The following is a 16,446-nucleotide window of genomic DNA, read 5'->3' as shown; positions in this document are numbered from 1 at the left end:
AAAGCCTAGCGGCTAAAGAATTAGTGCATTTTATTTATGAGCAAGCTAAAAACAATGTACCCATAGAATTAATACTTGATGAGCTGAAATTAGCTTCTTAGAAAAATTTTCAAGTTATTTATAGGACCAATATAGTGTGAAACACTGTAACTATATTCCTGCCAAGGAATTTGAATCTACAATTGGTATTTCAACTTCTTAAATTAAAGAAGTTAAGTAAATAATAAATTTTTATGAATAATACATTATAAAGTGAATGTTTTTATATATAAGTGTAAAATATTAATATAGAGTCATTGTCTTAAAATTAGCAAATTAATAGATAAACAGTTTTTATGATATAATGAATTTATATGTACCATAGAGAGGAGCACGGATATGGATAAAGAAAAATTACTGATTTTAGATGGCAATAGTTTAATGTTCAGATCTTTTTATGCTTTGCCAGAACTTACAAATGCAGAAGGAATACACACCAATGCTATTTATGGTTTTTTAAGCATGCTTTTTAAAATGAAAGAGGAAATAAAACCTGATTATATAGTTTGTGCTTTTGATAAAAAGGCGCCTACCTTTAGACATAAAGAATATAGTGAATATAAAGCAGGAAGAAAAAAGATGCCTCCAGAGCTTTCTGAGCAAATGCCAATAATTAAGGAAGTATTAAATAAATTAGCTATAGATATATTTGAAATAGAAGGTTTTGAAGCGGATGATTTAATAGGAACCCTTTCGGTGTTTTCAGAGGGAAAGGGAATAGAGGTTTACATAGTTACAGGAGACAGGGATGCACTTCAGCTAGCCACGGATAATGTTAAAGTTATTATAAATAAAAAGGGTATGACTCAAACAGAGGTGTATGATGAGAAAAGAATGATAGAGGAATTAGGTGTTACGCCTAAACAGTTCATAGATGTAAAGGGACTTATGGGAGATACTTCTGACAATATACCAGGGGTGCCGGGAGTAGGAGAGAAAACAGCCTATAAGCTTATAAAGGAATACGGCAGCATAGAGAATGTGCTTATGAATATAGAAAATATCAGTGGAAAGAAGCTTAAGGAAAACTTGACTAATTTCAGTGAACAGGCTATTTTTAGTAAAAAATTAGCAACCATAATAACTGAAGTTCCTATAGAAATAGACATGGATTCCATAAGGTCTAAAGAAAATTTTGACATAGAAGGACTTAGAACATTATTTATAAAACTTCAATTTAAAAGTTTTTTAGACAAATTGCCAAGGGGACATGAAGAAGAAATTCAGTGTAACTATAAAGAAATAGCTGATGTAGAAGAATTAAAGAAATTTTATAAGCTTTTTAAAGAAACTATATTTGTGCTATTTAAAATAGAAAATGAAACTGTATATTCTAAATGTAACTTGAAAGATATATATATTCACTGTAATAATGAAAATTTCTTTATACCAGTTGATAAACTTATGGAGGAAAACAGAGAAAAAACCATTGAAATTTTAAAAGATATAATGGAAAACTTAAATATAAAAAAGATTTCTCACGGAGTAAAAAGTGCTTATACAGCTCTTAGAAAACTGGGCATAGAGCTTAAGGGATTAGCATCTGATACAGAAATACAGGCCTACCTAATTGATTCTTCTAAAGGGGAATATAAATTAGAAGATATTTTAGAACAATATTTATTTAAAAGTGTAAAAGGAGAGGAAATAGAAGATAATATTAAAAAGGTAATTCTTTTAGAGAAATTAAATGATGTATTTCATGAAAAGATAGAAGAATTAAATATGAATGAGCTTTTATATAAAGTGGAGCAGCCGCTGATAGAAGTATTAGCTTCCATGGAAACCCTTGGATTCAAAGTAAACAGAGAAATATTAAACGGATTAGGTGAAAAGTTTAGCTTAGAGATTGATGAACTTAAAAGGGATATTTATGAACTATCTCAAGAGGAGTTTAATATAAATTCTCCTAAACAATTAGGAAAAATATTGTTTGAAAAGCTAGATTTACCGGTGGTAAAAAAGACTAAAACAGGTTATTCTACTAATGCAGAGGTTTTGGAAAAATTATTGGATAAGCACCCTATTATAGAAAAAATAATGAATTACAGACAAATAACAAAGCTTTATTCTACCTATGTGGAAGGACTTAAAAATGTAATAGACGAGGATGGTAAAATACACTCTAGTTTTAATCAAACAGTTACCACCACAGGGAGACTTTCCAGTACAGAACCTAATCTTCAAAATATACCTATAAAATATGAAATGGGAAGAGAAATAAGGAAGGTTTTTGTTCCTGAAAATGAGGAATGTGTTATTTTATCTGCAGACTATTCACAAATTGAACTTAGAGTTCTTGCACATATAGCTGGAGATGAAAATATGATAAATGCATTTAAGCATCATAGTGATATACATACTAAAACGGCATCTGAAGTGTTTGGAGTACCTATAGATCAGGTTACATCACTTATGAGAAGCAGGGCTAAAGCTGTAAACTTTGGAATAGTATATGGTATAAGTGACTTTAGCCTTTCACAGGATATAAAAGTGTCTAAAAAGGAAGCTAAACAATATATAGACACTTATTTTGAAAGATACCCTAAGGTTAAGGAATATCTAGATAATATCATAGAAAAGGGAAAAGAAAATTCTTATGTAGAAACTATACTAAATAGAAGAAGATTTATACCGGAAATAAATTCATCTAATAAAATAGTTAAGTCCTTTGGGGAGAGACTTGCCATGAACACACCTATTCAAGGAAGTGCAGCGGATATAATTAAAATGGCCATGGTAAATGTGTATAAAAAATTAAATGAAAAAGCTTTAAAAAGTAGTTTAATACTTCAAGTACACGATGAGCTTATTTTAAATGTATATAAAGATGAATTAGAACAGGTTAAATCCATGATAAAAGATGAAATGGAAAATGTGGTAAAACTTTCAGTGCCTTTAGAGGTGGATATTAATGTAGGTGAAAACTGGTATGGAGCTAAATAACTTGAACTTATAATTGCAAGTGGGGAATTGGAATTTTAACTCTCAACGTTCCATTCTTCACTCTCGACTAAAGTAATGGGGTGATTTTGTGCTTAAAATAGGACTAACTGGTGGGGTAGGTAGTGGTAAAAGTACTATTTCTAATATATTGAAGGATAAGGGTATTAAAATTATTGATGCAGATTTTATAGCCAGAGAGGTTTTGAATATATATCCAAAAATAAAAGAAAAAATAAAAGAAACCTTTGGGGAAGAATTTTTTGATAACCAGGGCAATTTAAAAAGAAGAGAACTTGGAAATTTTATTTTTATGCATGAAGAAAGACGAAAAGCCCTAGAAGGTATAATAATGCCATATATAAAAAAAGAAATAGACTTAAGATTTAAAACCTACGAAGAGGCTGGAGAAGATATATGTATATTAGATGCTCCTACGCTAATTGAGCAAGGTATATATAAGCATATGCACAAGAATATATTGATTTGGGTAGATAGAGAAACTCAAATAGAAAGAGTTATGAAGCGAGATAACTTTACAAGAAAACAGGTTTTAGATAGAACAAATTCGCAAATGGATTTGGAAGAAAAAAAGAAATATGTGGACTTTGTAATAGATAATAGTAAAGATTTAATTAGTACAATAAATCAGATAAATTATATAATAGCAATGATTAAAAAGGATGAGGGCCACCTATGAAAAAAAGAAAATTGGTTTTAATTATTATAATATTTGCAGTAATTTTAGCAATTTTAAATGTAGAAAATATAGCTAAAAACATGTACCCATATAAATATAAAGAATATATAGAGAGATATTCAAAAGAAAATGAATTAGATCCTATGCTTATAGCTGCTATAATAAAGACTGAAAGTAATTTTAATGATAGAGCTAAATCCAATAAAGATGCCTATGGACTCATGCAGTTAACACCTGAAACTGCAAAGTGGATATCAGAAAAAATGCAAATGATAAATTTTCAAGAAAATATACTTTATAACCCAGAAACCAATATTAAAATGGGATGTTGGTATGTGAAAAATCTTCAAAAGGAATTTAAGGATATGGATTTAGTACTAGCAGCTTATAATGCAGGTAGAGGAAGAGTTTCAAAGTGGCTAAAAGACCCTGAACACTCCAAGGATGGGAAAAATCTTCATTATATACCTTTTAAAGAAACAGATAAATATGTAAAGAAGGTAAAGATTAGTCACAATATATACAAAACCTTGTATAACAATCAAAGAAAAAATAAAACTCAGTTAATTAAGGATATGTTTAAAAACTTTCATATAAGTTCTAAATAATAGTATATAATTGAATTTTTGTATTTATCCCATGACTACCTGCCGTAACACTCCCACTTCTAATAAAGTGGGAGATAACGGCAGCTACGTCCCTGGATAACGATCTCTAACCTTCAGTTGGAGTAAAAACTCCATCTGAAGGTTAGAGATCTGTTTATAAAATAAATGTAAAATTTAAAATTGAAAATTTAATATTATGCAGGTGTGGCGGAATCGGCAGACGCGCTATCTTGAGGGGGTAGTGTCCGTAAGGACGTATGGGTTCAAGTCCCATCATCTGCACCAAAAATTACATAGGATAAAATAAAAAACTAGACTTAATAATGTAAAAAGTCTAGTTTTTTATTTTAAAATTTTATTTTTTTTTCAGGATTACAGTACAAGTAATTAATCTTTGCTTTAGATGTTTTGTTTAAAATCGCATTATCAAAGAGTTTAAAAATAAAATCTACTAATTTAACAGTTACTAAGGCTAGTACAATTCCAGCTATTACGTCTATTACCCAATGTATTTCCATGTACATGGTAGAATAAACTACGCTTAAACAGAAAAAAGACCAAGCATATTTAAATATCTTATCTTTTTCATGTAAAACCACTAGAAACATGGCAAAAGCTATGGAAGTATGCATAGATGGAAAACAGTTTAGTGTCCATCCAGCTGCTTGCTGCGGTGTAAAGTTCCTTTGAAGTCTGTCAGGATTTCCAAGCACATACCAAACTTCTTGAAGACGTATTGCTGCATAAAAAGGGCTTATTAAAAAGATTTGCAATACATGAGCTGAGAGAATATATCTTATCATTTTTCTCTTATCCTTACACAAAACAGCTCTATATATAGGAATTAGTACAGGAACTACAAATCCATTATTATAGACAAAAGTGAAAAAATCATTTAGCCATTTAGCTTGATAGATTCTTGTAAAGCTAGCATCATTAAAAGGAATATTTTTAAAGGTTTCGTTCCAGTTCCAGCCCAACCCTTTTGTCATCTGCCATTGCAATACTTTTCCCCATATAGTATATCCATGTTTTTGAATAAACATTAGAAATGCCATTATTGGTATACACCATATTAAAAAATTTATAGCTCGTACATCTTTTTTTAAGTCTTTTTTTGCTGTGAATCCAGCAAATGCAAGCATTAATGTATATATAATGCTAGTAGTAGATTGACCATTAAATAGCGCTATACAAGCACTTATTGCAAAAAAACCTCCAAAAATTAAATATCCATAGTTATTCCAAATGTTATCAATGATGTTCCAAATATTATTAAGTTTGTTGCGAATATTACCGAACATAGCTACCTCCTGCAATATAAATATGAACTTTAAGTTAAATTATAACATAAAGTTAGTTAATTTGGGTATAAAGATTATTACAATATTTTTTACAAATTAGTATGTAATAGTGAATAAGGAATTTAATTTTAAATGGGTTAATGTCCATAAGTAAAAATGTAACTAGAATGCAAGATGTATAAAAATAAATTTCAAAAATATATTTACAGATAAATAACTACATGATATAATCTAATAAAAATTTAAGAAATAAAAACTGTGAAGAGAAGAGTAAATATAAAGTGAATTTAAAGCGAGCTAATGATGGTGAGAGATTAGTATGAAACTTGTATTGAAGAACATCTTGGAGTTTCTGACTGAAATTGCATTTAAAAAATGCAAAATTAGGCTCAGACGGAACCAAACCGTTAAAGAATGGGCAGTATCGAATTCATAGTTCCGTACTGTAGCTTAGAGTGAACTTGCTTGCAAGTTAATTAGGGTGGTACCGCGAAAATATAGCTTTTCGTCCCTTTGGGGATGGGAGGCTTTTTATTTTACAAAAAAACAGCTTTTTGAGAGTTTGTTAGTTTTAATGCAATTAGTATAAATTGGCTATTTAAAAGAAATAAGCTTAGGATCAATTTATAAAAAACAATCAGGTTTAGGAGGAAGTTGTTATGAACAAAAGCAAAAAGTTTCAAGTGATAAAAGGTTATAAATCAAGCTTGAGTTTAAAAGAAACAGAAAAAGCTATAAAAAAAGTTAAGGATTATTTTGAAAGGGAACTTTCAAAAAAATTGAACTTAACTAGAGTATCTGCGCCTTTATTTGTAAAGAGTGCTACAGGGCTTAATGACAATTTAAATGGATATGAAAGACCTGTGTCCTTTGATGCTTTAGATTTAGGAAAAGAGGAAAGTATAGAAATAGTTCAATCCCTAGCTAAATGGAAAAGAACTGCATTATATAGATATGATTTTGTAGAGGGTGAAGGCCTTTACACAGATATGAATGCCATAAGAAGAGATGAGGAATTAGACAATATACATTCTATATATGTGGATCAATGGGACTGGGAAAAGGTAATAAGTAAGGAATGTAGAAATGAAAAACAGCTTAAAGAAGTAGTTAGGTATATATACAGTGTATTTAAAAATACAGAGGATATTGTTCATAAGGAGTATCCTCATATAGAAAAGATATTGCCGGAGGAAATAAGTTTTATAACTACGCAAGAACTAGAGGACATGTATCCAGATCTTACATCAAAAGAAAGAGAAAATGCCATAGCTAAAAATAAAAAAGTTGTATTTATAATGAAGATAGGTGATACATTAAAATCAGGGAAAAAACATGATGGACGTTCTCCGGATTATGATGACTGGAGTTTAAATGGAGATATAATATTTTGGTATCCAGTTTTAAACTGTGCATTAGAACTATCATCTATGGGTATAAGAGTAGATGAAGAAGCTTTACTTTATCAATTAGAAAAAGAAAACTGTCAGTATAGAAAAGAATTGGAATATCATAAAATGTTATTGGAAGGAAAACTTCCTTATACCATAGGTGGGGGAATTGGACAATCTAGAATATGTATGTTTTTCCTTAGAAAAGCTCATATAGGAGAAGTACAAGCCTCACTGTGGACAGAAGATATAATAAAAGATTGCATGGAGCAAGGTATAGAGTTGTTATAAATATTCATTGAAATAATATTTATTTAACAGTATACAAACTATGTATCAAAAGAGCATATTATGCATATGTTGTTAGTGTAGTATTATTTTGTGGAGGTAAATTTATTTGGATATGGATATTAGAAAGGAAATAGATATTGAGGATGAATATGAAATGGTACCAATTTCACCTGGAGAAATGAATTTAAATATGAACCCCAATATGAATAATTATCCTATGGAAAATAATATTGATTATGATGGAATGTATAATACTCCTAATATGAATTCAGCAGGTGCTATGAAGCCAGCAGGCATGATTAATCCAATGTGTCCAGGAAATATGAATCCAGCCAATATGCCTATGATGTCATATATGATGCCATGCATGATGTATTGTATGCAAATGGCTCAAAACCCTATGGGCCCTATGGGACCAATGGGGCAAATGCCACCTCAGATGTTTATGGAAAATATGCAACCCCCTATGATGCCATTTATGATGCCTAATATGGGTGAAGGACCAATGATGCCTATGGTACCTGAAATGGAATCAGAAATGTCAAATAGGGAAAATGGAGAAAGCAATGAGGATGAGATGAATGTTATTAGATATAACAGTGAAGAAGAGAAACTTAGATATAGACCAAAAGATGTGGATAAAATTTTAAGAGAAATAGAGCGTTATAATCCAGGCGTATTTAGGATGCTAAGAAGTTATGGCGTTCCATATGATGAGGCTAGAAGAATTTGCAGAAGAATCATAAGACTTACATTAACATACTATGAAAAATAGTGGCGGAGTCACTATTTTTAGAGTGCTAGTTGGACAGAGTGCTAGAGGGCCCAAATTAGTGGGCTAGTGGGCTAGTAAAGGATAATTTTTCTTCATTGTATTACGAAAAATTTTAGAATGTAAAAAAGATAGCTAACATAATTTCACAATGTGAAATTATGTTAGCTTTTTGGCTTAACTTAAATCTTTTATTGGCGGTAGCCAGGCTAAATATATAGATAATAAATATCAGATATCAAATATCAAATAACAAATAATGTGGATTTTTTTCATTTTATCCGATGACTACCTGCCGTTATCTCCCACTTTGTTAGAAGTGGGAGTGTTACGGCAGGTAGTCATCGGATAAATCTTTCATTATAAATCAGCGGGCTACGCCAAAAAAAACTTTTTAAGTGCTAAACTTCTGAAATTTTACCTATTACTTCTTAACCCTTACTTAATTCTCAATTGTCAATTGTCAATTGTCAATTGTCCATTGTCACTTGTCACTTCTTACTTCTTCCACAAATTCTAATTTAAGAAATTCCATAGGAATTTAAACATTAATTGATATTTGATATTTGATATTTGATATTTCTATATTTTCGCTGGCTATCGCCAATAAAAGATTTTTTAAGCCCTAAAAGAAAAGATATAACTGCTTTGTTTAATGAAACAGTTATATCTTTTCTTACTATACCATTCTTCATATTCAATTAAAGGTTTTCTGTAACGCAGTGGAGGAAAATTATTCTTTCCTAGCACCTAGTACCTAATCTTTTACTTCTTACTTAATTGTCCCTTGTCCATTTTCAATTGTCAATTGTCCCTTAGTTCTTGGCGTACTGTTCAAGTCCAAAATTTCACATTTATCACGGAATTAAAATCAGATTTTTCCTATGCCATTACGTCACAATATACTCTTGTTATTTAATAAGGTAGTTTATTAGGGTTCTTGCGGGTTTTCCGTTGGAGCCTTTTTCGTATACGTCTGAATATTCTCTAGCAGAAGAACAGCCAGCTATATCTAAATGTGCGAAATTTACATCCTCTGCAAAACATTGTAAAAACATGCTGGCAACTATTGCACCGCAGCTATCTCCTGAGTTTTTAAGATCGGCACTAGGAGTTTTTAATTGTTCAATATACTCATCATTATTTGGCAATCTCCACAAATATTCTCCCGTTTCTTTACCAGAAGATATTAATTTTTCAGCTAATTTATTTGAATTAGAGAATAAACCAATATTTATACTACCCAAGAAATTAGCACAGGAACCTGTCAAAGTTGCCACATCTATAATTGTAGTAGCACCTAGTTCCTTAGCATAGGTTATTGCATCGCATAAAATAAGTCTGCCTTCTGCATCAGTGGAGATTATTTGTATAGTTTTGCCACTATAGCTTTTAATTACATCTCCAGGTTTATATGCTTTTGAAGAAGGCATGTTTTCAGCAGTAGGAATTAAAGCTATTACATTCTTCTTAGGCTTTAATTTACCTATGGCTTTCATAACGCCTAAAACAGAAGCAGCTCCAGCCATATCACCTACCATGCCATGCATTCCTTTAGATGGTTTAAGTGAAAGTCCGCCGCTATCAAAAGTAATACCTTTTCCAACTAGAGCGGTGATTTCTTTGCTGTCTGGATCACCTAGATATTGTAGTATTATTAAATATGGTTCATGACAGCTACCATTTCCTACATTTATTATTGAATTCATACCTAATTTTTCTAACATGTATTTATCATATATAGTTATATCTAAAGAGTTTTCAGTGGCTATAGCTTGAGATTTTTGAGCTAAATATTTTGGTGTTACAATATTTGAAGGAAGATTAGTTATTTCCCTAGAAAAGTTTATACTTTCTCCTGAAATTAATCCTCTTTCGATAGATTCTCTACAAGAAGATATTACGTTTATTTTTTCTAATTTAACTGGAGAAAAATCATTTTTAAAACCCTTAAATTTGTATAAAGATAAGGATATACTTTCGCCTATAGTAAATCCAAAATCATCATTAAAATTATCTAAGATATCAAGAGATTCTATGGATTCCCTGATATTTTTAAGTGCCAAGCCTAAAGACTTAAATAGTACAGATGTATTAAATTCTTCTGTTAGTCCCAGTCCTATTATGTATATTTTTTCGTAACTGGATTTTCCCATAGTGGTTAAAGTTTCAAATTCCTTAAATTTTCCCTTGTTTGTTGAGAATTTTAAAAATTCTTCTATTTCCTTTGGATAAGATAGATTGTAGTTTTCAAATTTAAAAATTAATAAATTTGAATTGAGAATTTTCTTTTCCACACTTACCATAAAAACACCCCCTATTAAGTATAACTAATTATAATATTACCACAATTATATATTTAATTTAACAATTGAAAATATTTATTATAAAAATATCAGTTAAAAAAGGAATTTATGGAGGCAATATAGAAATTTTAATTGCTTGGAGGTGTGAGGAGATATGTTTCAAGTCGATTTGAAATTTGAAGATATATGTATTGAGAGTATAAATAAAGATGATTTGGTGGGAGTATATAATTGGGTAAAAGATAATAATGTATATAAAGATGGAAGAGAAAATTTAGACTTTAAAGATTTTTGTGATAGATTTTTAGAATATTATCTTGGAGAAGGGGAGGTGTTTTTAAAAATAACTAGAAATAACCATATCATTGGATTGTTTAAAGGAGCAATAGAATTTAAAGATTATAATGAATTTTGGATAAGATATTTTGGATTAAAAGATAATGTAAATACTGAATATATTAAAAATAGCCTACTGAAAAAAATAATTAAAATATTTAGGGAATTTAATATAGGAAAATTTTATGTGATAATTTCTAGTGATGAAAAGGATGAATTGAATTTTTGGAATAAAAATGGTTTTTTATTGGTAAAGATATGTGATGACATCGTAAATGTAAAAGAAAAGGATAAGACTTTTATATTATTAAAAGAGGAAATAAAAAGTAAGAATTAATTTGGACAAGGTAGCATATATATATGAATAATTAAGAAAAAATCCGTAAATCTAAGGAAATGGGAGTTTGGTTAGGGTACTTGACAGCATTTAACTATATAAACTATAATTATATAGTGATAAAAAGGGGAATGGGTTAAGAAAAAGTTACATTTTATTAGGGGGTTTTTTTATGAACTTTAGTAGAAAAAAGGTTATTTTAGTATTAGCTTTAGGTATGATACTTTCCATTGGAAAACTTAATGTGGCAAAGGCAGATACTATACTAAAAAACAACGGAGTTTCAAAAATTCGTTCTACTAGCATAAAAGTAAATAAATCTATAAATACTCAGAATAATAGTTTGGTTAGTAATAGAGCTTCTAGAGGCGGAGATTATAATAGTGCATACCAAAGGGGAATGGGATTAATAGATTATGCCAAGGGTTTTCTAGGAAAGCCATATGTTTGGGGTGCAGAAGGACCTAATGCTTTTGATTGCTCAGGTTTAACATTATATGTATACAGAAATGTAGGAATAAGTCTTCCTCATTACACTGGATCACAAGCAGAATTAGGGAAAGCGGTAAAAAGAAATGAACTTATGCCGGGGGATCTTATATTCTTTAACACCACAGGGTATTTGGCACATGTAGGGATGTATGTAGGAAATGGCAAATTTATTCATGCGTCTTCTGGAGGTCATAGGGTAATAATAAGTGATTTGTCTCAAAGTTACTATAGCTCAAGATATGCAAAGGCTAGAAGGATTTTAAATTAGATATACAAAATCTCGATGTATTCGAGATTTTTTTTTATACAAAATCTCCTAAATTATATTGTTCTATTTATGGTTTACATAAAGTAATAATAAATATAGTTTAATAACAAGGAGGTAAAATTATGAAGTACACTAGATATAATGTTAAGAGAAAAACTAATAAAAGGTTTATAGCAGTAATCATATTGCTTGTGGCTGCAATGTTGATAGTTATTGGAAATGGTAAGGGAATAAAAATATTGAATAAAGCTGAAAATACTTCACCTAAGGAAATTAGTATTAAAAATACAACTGGGAAAAAAGAAAAAAATTTTTATGCTATTCAATGTGGAGTATTTTTAAGTAAAGAATATGCAGATACTTTAGTAAATACATTGAAACCCTATGGAAGTTCTTTTATAGTAAAAGTAGATGATAAGTTTAAAGTAATATTGGGTATATATAAAGAGGAGGACTTAGAGAAAACAGTAAGCATTCTAAATAAAAAAGAAATTCAAAACACTAAATTAACTTTTAAAATAAAAGGAGAGGATCTTTGTAATTTAGAAATTATTGAACTTATAAATGCCAATTTAGATGTTTTAAGTCAATTCTCAGATAAAAATGTAAAGGCATTTAAAACTGAAAAATTAAAAAAATGGAATAGTTCTCTAAAGGCTGTGGATGAAAAAAGTAAAAATATACAAGTTTTAAAATCTCTTAAGGACTATGTGAACAAGCTTCCTAATGAAATATCTAGAGAGCAAGTTTCTTCAGGGTATAATTTTATATATAATAGTTTAATTTCCATAAAATAATTTTTAAAAGTTTTTAAATAAATTTGTTGAATACTTGTTTATGATAATATTAAATGGTAAACTATATAAGATAGATTTTGTATGGGGATAAATGATATATTTTGAATGACTATTTTTATGAAGTTTTTGACAATAATATTAATATGTATTATGTTTAGGAAGTGATAACGTGGATTTAGTTTTAGCATCAGCGTCCCCAAGAAGAAAGGAAATACTTGGAAAAGTAACTGAAAATTTTACTGTTGTTGTAAGTACTTTCGAAGAGGACACAGTGAAATATAAAGGTGATATTCAATGGTATGTAAAGGAACTATCTAAGGGTAAGGCGGAAACTGTAAGTGCAAACTTAAAAAATGAAGCTTTAGTAATTGGATGTGATACAGTAGTATCACTTCAAGGAAATATTTTGGGTAAACCTAAAGATGAACAAGATGCTTTTTTTATGCTTAAATCTTTAAGCGGAAAGTGGCATGAAGTTTATTCAGGAATTACCATTATAAATACTAAAACAAATAAATTTTTAAGTGAATGTGTTTGTACAAAGGTTAAATTTAGTCATATATCAGATGATGATATTAAAAAATATATAGAAACTAAAGAACCGATGGATAAAGCAGGTGCATATGGAATACAGGGATTCGCCGGTATTTTTGTAGAGAAAATAGAGGGATGTTACTACAATGTAGTAGGTTTGCCTTTAAATAAATTGAATTTTATGATGAGGGATATGGGGGTAAATTTATTATAGGAGGAATAGTTTTGAATGTTTCTTTGAAGATAATGGATTTACCTAAAAATGAAAGACCAAGGGAAAGGTTGTTAAGATATGGTCCAGAGGCCTTGTCGAATGCAGAACTATTAGCAGTGATACTTAGAACAGGCTGTAAATCAGAAAACATCATTACATTAAGCAATAGAATATTAAAAGATGGCAATGGATTAAATGGTTTGTTAAATATGGATGCTGAAGAATGCATGAAGATAAAAGGTATTGGAAAAGCTAAGGCTTCTCAAATTCTAGCTTTAGCAGAAATTTCTCGGAGATTTAAAGCCTATAAATCAGGTGAAGAGTATAAAATAACATCACCTAGAGATGTAGCAAATTTATTGATGGAAGACATGAGATACCTAAAGAAGGAATACTTAAAAATTATAATGCTAAATGTAAAAAATATAGTTTTAGGTGTTAAAGATGTATCTGTAGGAAGTCTTAATTCTTCTATTGTGCATCCAAGAGAAATTTTTACTGAGGCTATAAAAAAACATAGTGCGTCTATAATATTGTGTCATAACCACCCATCAGGAGATCCGTCACCTAGTGGGGAAGATATAAATGTAACTAGGCGCATAAAAGAGTGTAGCAAAATACTGGGAATTGATTTCTTAGACCATATAGTAATAGGAAATGGAACTTATATTAGCTTAAAGGAAAAAGGAATAATGTAACGAAAGGAGAAAAACTTATGGGTTTTTTTGGAATATCAAAAGATATGGGAATTGATTTAGGAACAGCAAATACTTTAGTATACATTAAAGGTAAAGGAATTGTTTTAAGTGAACCTTCAGTGGTAGCTATAAATAATATAAATAAAAAGGTTTTAGCAGTAGGTGAAGAAGCTAAGCAGATGATTGGTAGAACCCCAGGGAATATAGTTGCTATAAGACCACTTAAAGATGGGGTTATAGCAGATTTTGATGTTACAGAAGAAATGCTTAGAAACTTTATAAATAAAGTTAGTGCTAAAAGTGCATTTTCTACACCAAGAATAGTTGTATGTTTTCCATCAGGTGTAACTGAAGTAGAAAGAAGAGCTATAGAGGAAGCTACAAAGCGTGCAGGTGCTAGGGAAGTTCATTTAATGGAGGAACCAATGGCAGCAGCAATTGGTGCAGGACTTCCAGTTAATGAACCAACAGGAAGCATGGTAGTAGATATAGGTGGAGGAACTACAGAAGTAGCTATTATTTCCTTAGGGGGAATAGTTACAAGTAAATCTTTAAGAATAGCAGGAGATGAATTAGATCAATCTATAATCAATTATATAAAGAAGCAATATAACCTAATGATAGGTGAGAGAACAGCTGAAAATATAAAGATAGAAGTAGGATCTGCTTTTAAAACTTCAGATGAGCAAAAGATTATGGAGATAAGAGGAAGAGATCTTATAACAGGTCTTCCAAAAGTAGTTGAAATAAATGAAGAAGAGGTTAGAGATGCTTTATCAGAGCCAATTGCATCTATAATAGATTCTATCAAAACTACTCTTGAAAAGACACCACCAGAATTAGCAGCGGATATTATGGATAAAGGTATCATGCTTACTGGAGGGGGAGCGCTATTAAGAGGACTTGATGATTTAATAAATCATGAAACACATATGCCGGTAAAAATTGCAGAATCACCATTAGAATGTGTTGCCATTGGTGCAGGAATGGCCCTTGCCAATATAGATAAAATGAATAAAAGAGCATAAGCATGAAGCTTTTTAAGAAAAAACTGACAGTCGCAATTATTGTGCTGTCAGTTGCATTTTTAGCCCTAATAGGCTACTCTGCAAAAAGGCAAAAGATTTCTGCAATAGAAAATGGCGTAGGTGTAACTTTGAATTCTGTACAAAAATTTATATATGATATTTGTTATGAAGTACAAAATTCTATTGGTTTTCTAAAAAACTTTTCAGAAGTTAAAGAGGAAAATATTAAACTAAAAAAAGAAAACGAAGAACTGAAAGATAAGCTTACTAGACAATTTATGATAACAGATGAAAATGAAAGATTAAAGCAAATGCTGAATTATAAAGATCAAAATTCAGAGTATGATCATTTAGGATGTGGTATCATAGGTAAAAGTGGAAGCGACTACTTAAATGGATTTATAATAAATAAGGGTAAAAAAGATGGAATAGACAAAAGAATGGCAGTGGTAAATTCTTTTGGATTAGTAGGTCAAGTTACTTCTGTAGCAGATAATTATGCTATAGTACAAACTATAGAAAATGAAAATATTGCAGTAGGAGGATACATAGTAGGTACAAAAGAAAACACTGGGATAGTCAAGGGATATAAGGACAAAAATAATAAGTTATTTGCAAGGCTGCATTATCTACCTATGGATTCAAAGGTTAAGGTAGGAGACGAAGTATTGACAGGACTTGTGGATGTATCATCAAAAGACGTAGAGCCAGGAGTATACCCAAAAGGAATAAGAATAGGCAAAATAGTAAGTATTGAAACAGATAAGGGTAAAATGATGAAAAATGCTGTAATTGAGCCTTATGTAGATTTTAATAAACTAGAAGAATTGTTTGTTTTGATTCCTAAAGAAACTAGAAAGATAAAATAATAAGGTGTGATGTAATGTGAAAAGAATAATAACAGTGTTTGTTTTATCTATAACGTTTTTAATACTGGATAATACTGTAATACCTTTTATAAATATTAAAGAATTTTATCCAAGCTTACTTTTTATATTTGCAATAAGTTATTCTATTGCAGAGGATGAGAATTCTGCAATACAAATAGGTATATTATCAGGAGTCTTACAGGACATTTATTTTCAAGGATTTTTTGGAATAAATTGTTTTGTAAATATGATTCTTTGCTTCTTAGCATCTCAAATAGGAAAAGTTATATTTAAAGAAAAAAAACTTATACCTATTTTAACTATATTTGCAGCCAGTATATTAAAGGGAGTTTTAATATATTCTTTTTCCTATGTATTAAAGTTTTATATGGAGCCTGCAAAAATTATATTTACAAGCATTTACAATATGCTTATTGGGATATTTGTATATGCCTATGTATATAAGCTTTCTACCAAAGAATACATGAAAAAAGATTGGAAGTTTTAAAAGAGGAGAGA

15 protein-coding genes, 1 tRNA gene and 1 other annotated feature are annotated in these 16,446 nt (G+C 30.0%); of the genes, 14 read left to right on the top strand and 2 right to left on the bottom strand.

The annotated features are described in order from the left end of the window. The first annotated feature begins 378 nt into the window (after positions 1–378). From polA to FGK85_RS04285, 4 genes are all read left to right on the top strand, one after another. Positions 379–2,985: a DNA polymerase I gene (polA, locus tag FGK85_RS04300; RefSeq protein ID WP_138204053.1), complete on the top strand. Its 2,607-nt coding sequence runs from the start codon at positions 379–381 to the stop codon at positions 2,983–2,985. Positions 2,986–3,073: 88 nt separating this feature from the next. After that, positions 3,074–3,682: a dephospho-CoA kinase gene (gene coaE / locus FGK85_RS04295; protein WP_138204051.1), complete on the top strand. Its 609-nt coding sequence runs from the start codon at positions 3,074–3,076 to the stop codon at positions 3,680–3,682. After that, positions 3,679–4,290 (top strand): lytic transglycosylase domain-containing protein, encoded by a 612-nt coding sequence (locus FGK85_RS04290; protein ID WP_138204049.1) that lies wholly within the window; start codon positions 3,679–3,681, stop codon positions 4,288–4,290. Before coaE ends, FGK85_RS04290 begins: the two co-directional genes overlap by 4 nt. Positions 4,291–4,488: 198 nt before the next feature. After that, positions 4,489–4,575: transfer RNA gene (locus tag FGK85_RS04285), tRNA-Leu, on the top strand. A gap of 62 nt (positions 4,576–4,637) precedes the next feature. On the opposite strand, the gene FGK85_RS04280 is transcribed toward FGK85_RS04285, so the two are convergent. Further along, on the bottom strand, positions 4,638–5,594 hold the full coding sequence (locus FGK85_RS04280) for a phosphatase PAP2 family protein (RefSeq protein ID WP_138204047.1): 957 nt from the start codon (positions 5,592–5,594) through the stop codon (positions 4,638–4,640). Between the two features lie 249 nt (positions 5,595–5,843). Then, positions 5,844–6,110: a binding site (T-box leader), on the top strand. Between the two features lie 143 nt (positions 6,111–6,253). Between FGK85_RS04280 and asnA the strand changes: the two genes are divergently transcribed. Beyond that, entirely contained in the window at positions 6,254–7,276 is a 1,023-nt protein-coding gene (gene asnA, locus FGK85_RS04275) for an aspartate--ammonia ligase (RefSeq protein WP_138204045.1), read from the top strand. Between the two features lie 106 nt (positions 7,277–7,382). Beyond that, entirely contained in the window at positions 7,383–8,051 is a 669-nt protein-coding gene (locus FGK85_RS04270) for a hypothetical protein (protein ID WP_138204043.1), read from the top strand. Positions 8,052–8,959: 908 nt separating this feature from the next. On the opposite strand, the gene FGK85_RS04265 is transcribed toward FGK85_RS04270, so the two are convergent. After that, the gene (locus tag FGK85_RS04265) at positions 8,960–10,354 is read right to left on the bottom strand and encodes a M17 family metallopeptidase (protein WP_138204041.1); all 1,395 of its coding nucleotides are present in this window, start codon (positions 10,352–10,354) and stop codon (positions 8,960–8,962) included. A 154-nt stretch (positions 10,355–10,508) separates the two neighbouring features. On the opposite strand from FGK85_RS04265, the gene FGK85_RS04260 reads away from it, so the two are divergent. The 8 genes from FGK85_RS04260 (at position 10,509) to mreD (ending at position 16,435) form a co-directional block, all read left to right on the top strand. Continuing rightward, complete coding sequence (locus FGK85_RS04260) at positions 10,509–11,027, top strand: GNAT family N-acetyltransferase (RefSeq protein ID WP_138204040.1); 519 nt, start codon at positions 10,509–10,511, stop codon at positions 11,025–11,027. Between the two features lie 172 nt (positions 11,028–11,199). Further along, entirely contained in the window at positions 11,200–11,787 is a 588-nt protein-coding gene (locus FGK85_RS04255; protein WP_138204038.1) for a C40 family peptidase, read from the top strand. Positions 11,788–11,909: 122 nt separating this feature from the next. Continuing rightward, the gene (locus FGK85_RS04250) at positions 11,910–12,584 is read left to right on the top strand and encodes an SPOR domain-containing protein (protein ID WP_138204036.1); all 675 of its coding nucleotides are present in this window, start codon (positions 11,910–11,912) and stop codon (positions 12,582–12,584) included. 169 nt (positions 12,585–12,753) lie between these two features. Next, positions 12,754–13,332 carry a Maf-like protein gene (locus FGK85_RS04245; RefSeq protein ID WP_138204034.1) on the top strand — a complete coding sequence of 193 codons (579 nt, stop codon included), beginning with the start codon at positions 12,754–12,756 and terminating at the stop codon, positions 13,330–13,332. A gap of 11 nt (positions 13,333–13,343) precedes the next feature. Continuing rightward, on the top strand, positions 13,344–14,030 hold the full coding sequence (gene radC / locus FGK85_RS04240; RefSeq protein WP_243122800.1) for a RadC family protein: 687 nt from the start codon (positions 13,344–13,346) through the stop codon (positions 14,028–14,030). A 17-nt stretch (positions 14,031–14,047) separates the two neighbouring features. Beyond that, positions 14,048–15,058, top strand: coding sequence for a rod shape-determining protein (locus FGK85_RS04235; protein WP_138204032.1), 1,011 nt, complete (start codon positions 14,048–14,050; stop codon positions 15,056–15,058). Between the two features lie 2 nt (positions 15,059–15,060). Continuing rightward, positions 15,061–15,927 carry a rod shape-determining protein MreC gene (gene mreC / locus FGK85_RS04230; RefSeq protein WP_138204030.1) on the top strand — a complete coding sequence of 289 codons (867 nt, stop codon included), beginning with the start codon at positions 15,061–15,063 and terminating at the stop codon, positions 15,925–15,927. 16 nt (positions 15,928–15,943) lie between these two features. Further along, positions 15,944–16,435 (top strand): rod shape-determining protein MreD, encoded by a 492-nt coding sequence (gene mreD / locus FGK85_RS04225; protein WP_138204028.1) that lies wholly within the window; start codon positions 15,944–15,946, stop codon positions 16,433–16,435. Positions 16,436–16,446 lie beyond the last annotated feature (11 nt).

This window comes from Haloimpatiens lingqiaonensis (assembly GCF_901447495.1).
Taxonomy (GTDB): Bacteria; Bacillota; Clostridia; order Clostridiales; family Clostridiaceae; genus Haloimpatiens; species Haloimpatiens lingqiaonensis.
Note: the sequence above shows the minus strand (reverse complement) of the source record. Positions and strands in the feature narration are given on the sequence as shown.

Bases quoted from the DNA above. Each gene is read 5' to 3' on its own strand.
- polA (WP_138204053.1), top strand. From the start codon at position 379: ATGGATAAAGAAAAATTACTGATTTTAGATGGCAATAGTTTAATGTTC.
- FGK85_RS04290 (WP_138204049.1), top strand. From the start codon at position 3,679: ATGAAAAAAAGAAAATTGGTTTTAATTATTATAATATTTGCAGTAATT.
- FGK85_RS04280 (WP_138204047.1), bottom strand. From the start codon at position 5,594: ATGTTCGGTAATATTCGCAACAAACTTAATAATATTTGGAACATCATT.
- asnA (WP_138204045.1), top strand. From the start codon at position 6,254: ATGAACAAAAGCAAAAAGTTTCAAGTGATAAAAGGTTATAAATCAAGC.
- FGK85_RS04265 (WP_138204041.1), bottom strand. From the start codon at position 10,354: ATGGTAAGTGTGGAAAAGAAAATTCTCAATTCAAATTTATTAATTTTT.
- FGK85_RS04260 (WP_138204040.1), top strand. From the start codon at position 10,509: ATGTTTCAAGTCGATTTGAAATTTGAAGATATATGTATTGAGAGTATA.
- FGK85_RS04255 (WP_138204038.1), top strand. From the start codon at position 11,200: ATGAACTTTAGTAGAAAAAAGGTTATTTTAGTATTAGCTTTAGGTATG.
- FGK85_RS04250 (WP_138204036.1), top strand. From the start codon at position 11,910: ATGAAGTACACTAGATATAATGTTAAGAGAAAAACTAATAAAAGGTTT.
- FGK85_RS04235 (WP_138204032.1), top strand. From the start codon at position 14,048: ATGGGTTTTTTTGGAATATCAAAAGATATGGGAATTGATTTAGGAACA.
- mreC (WP_138204030.1), top strand. From the start codon at position 15,061: ATGAAGCTTTTTAAGAAAAAACTGACAGTCGCAATTATTGTGCTGTCA.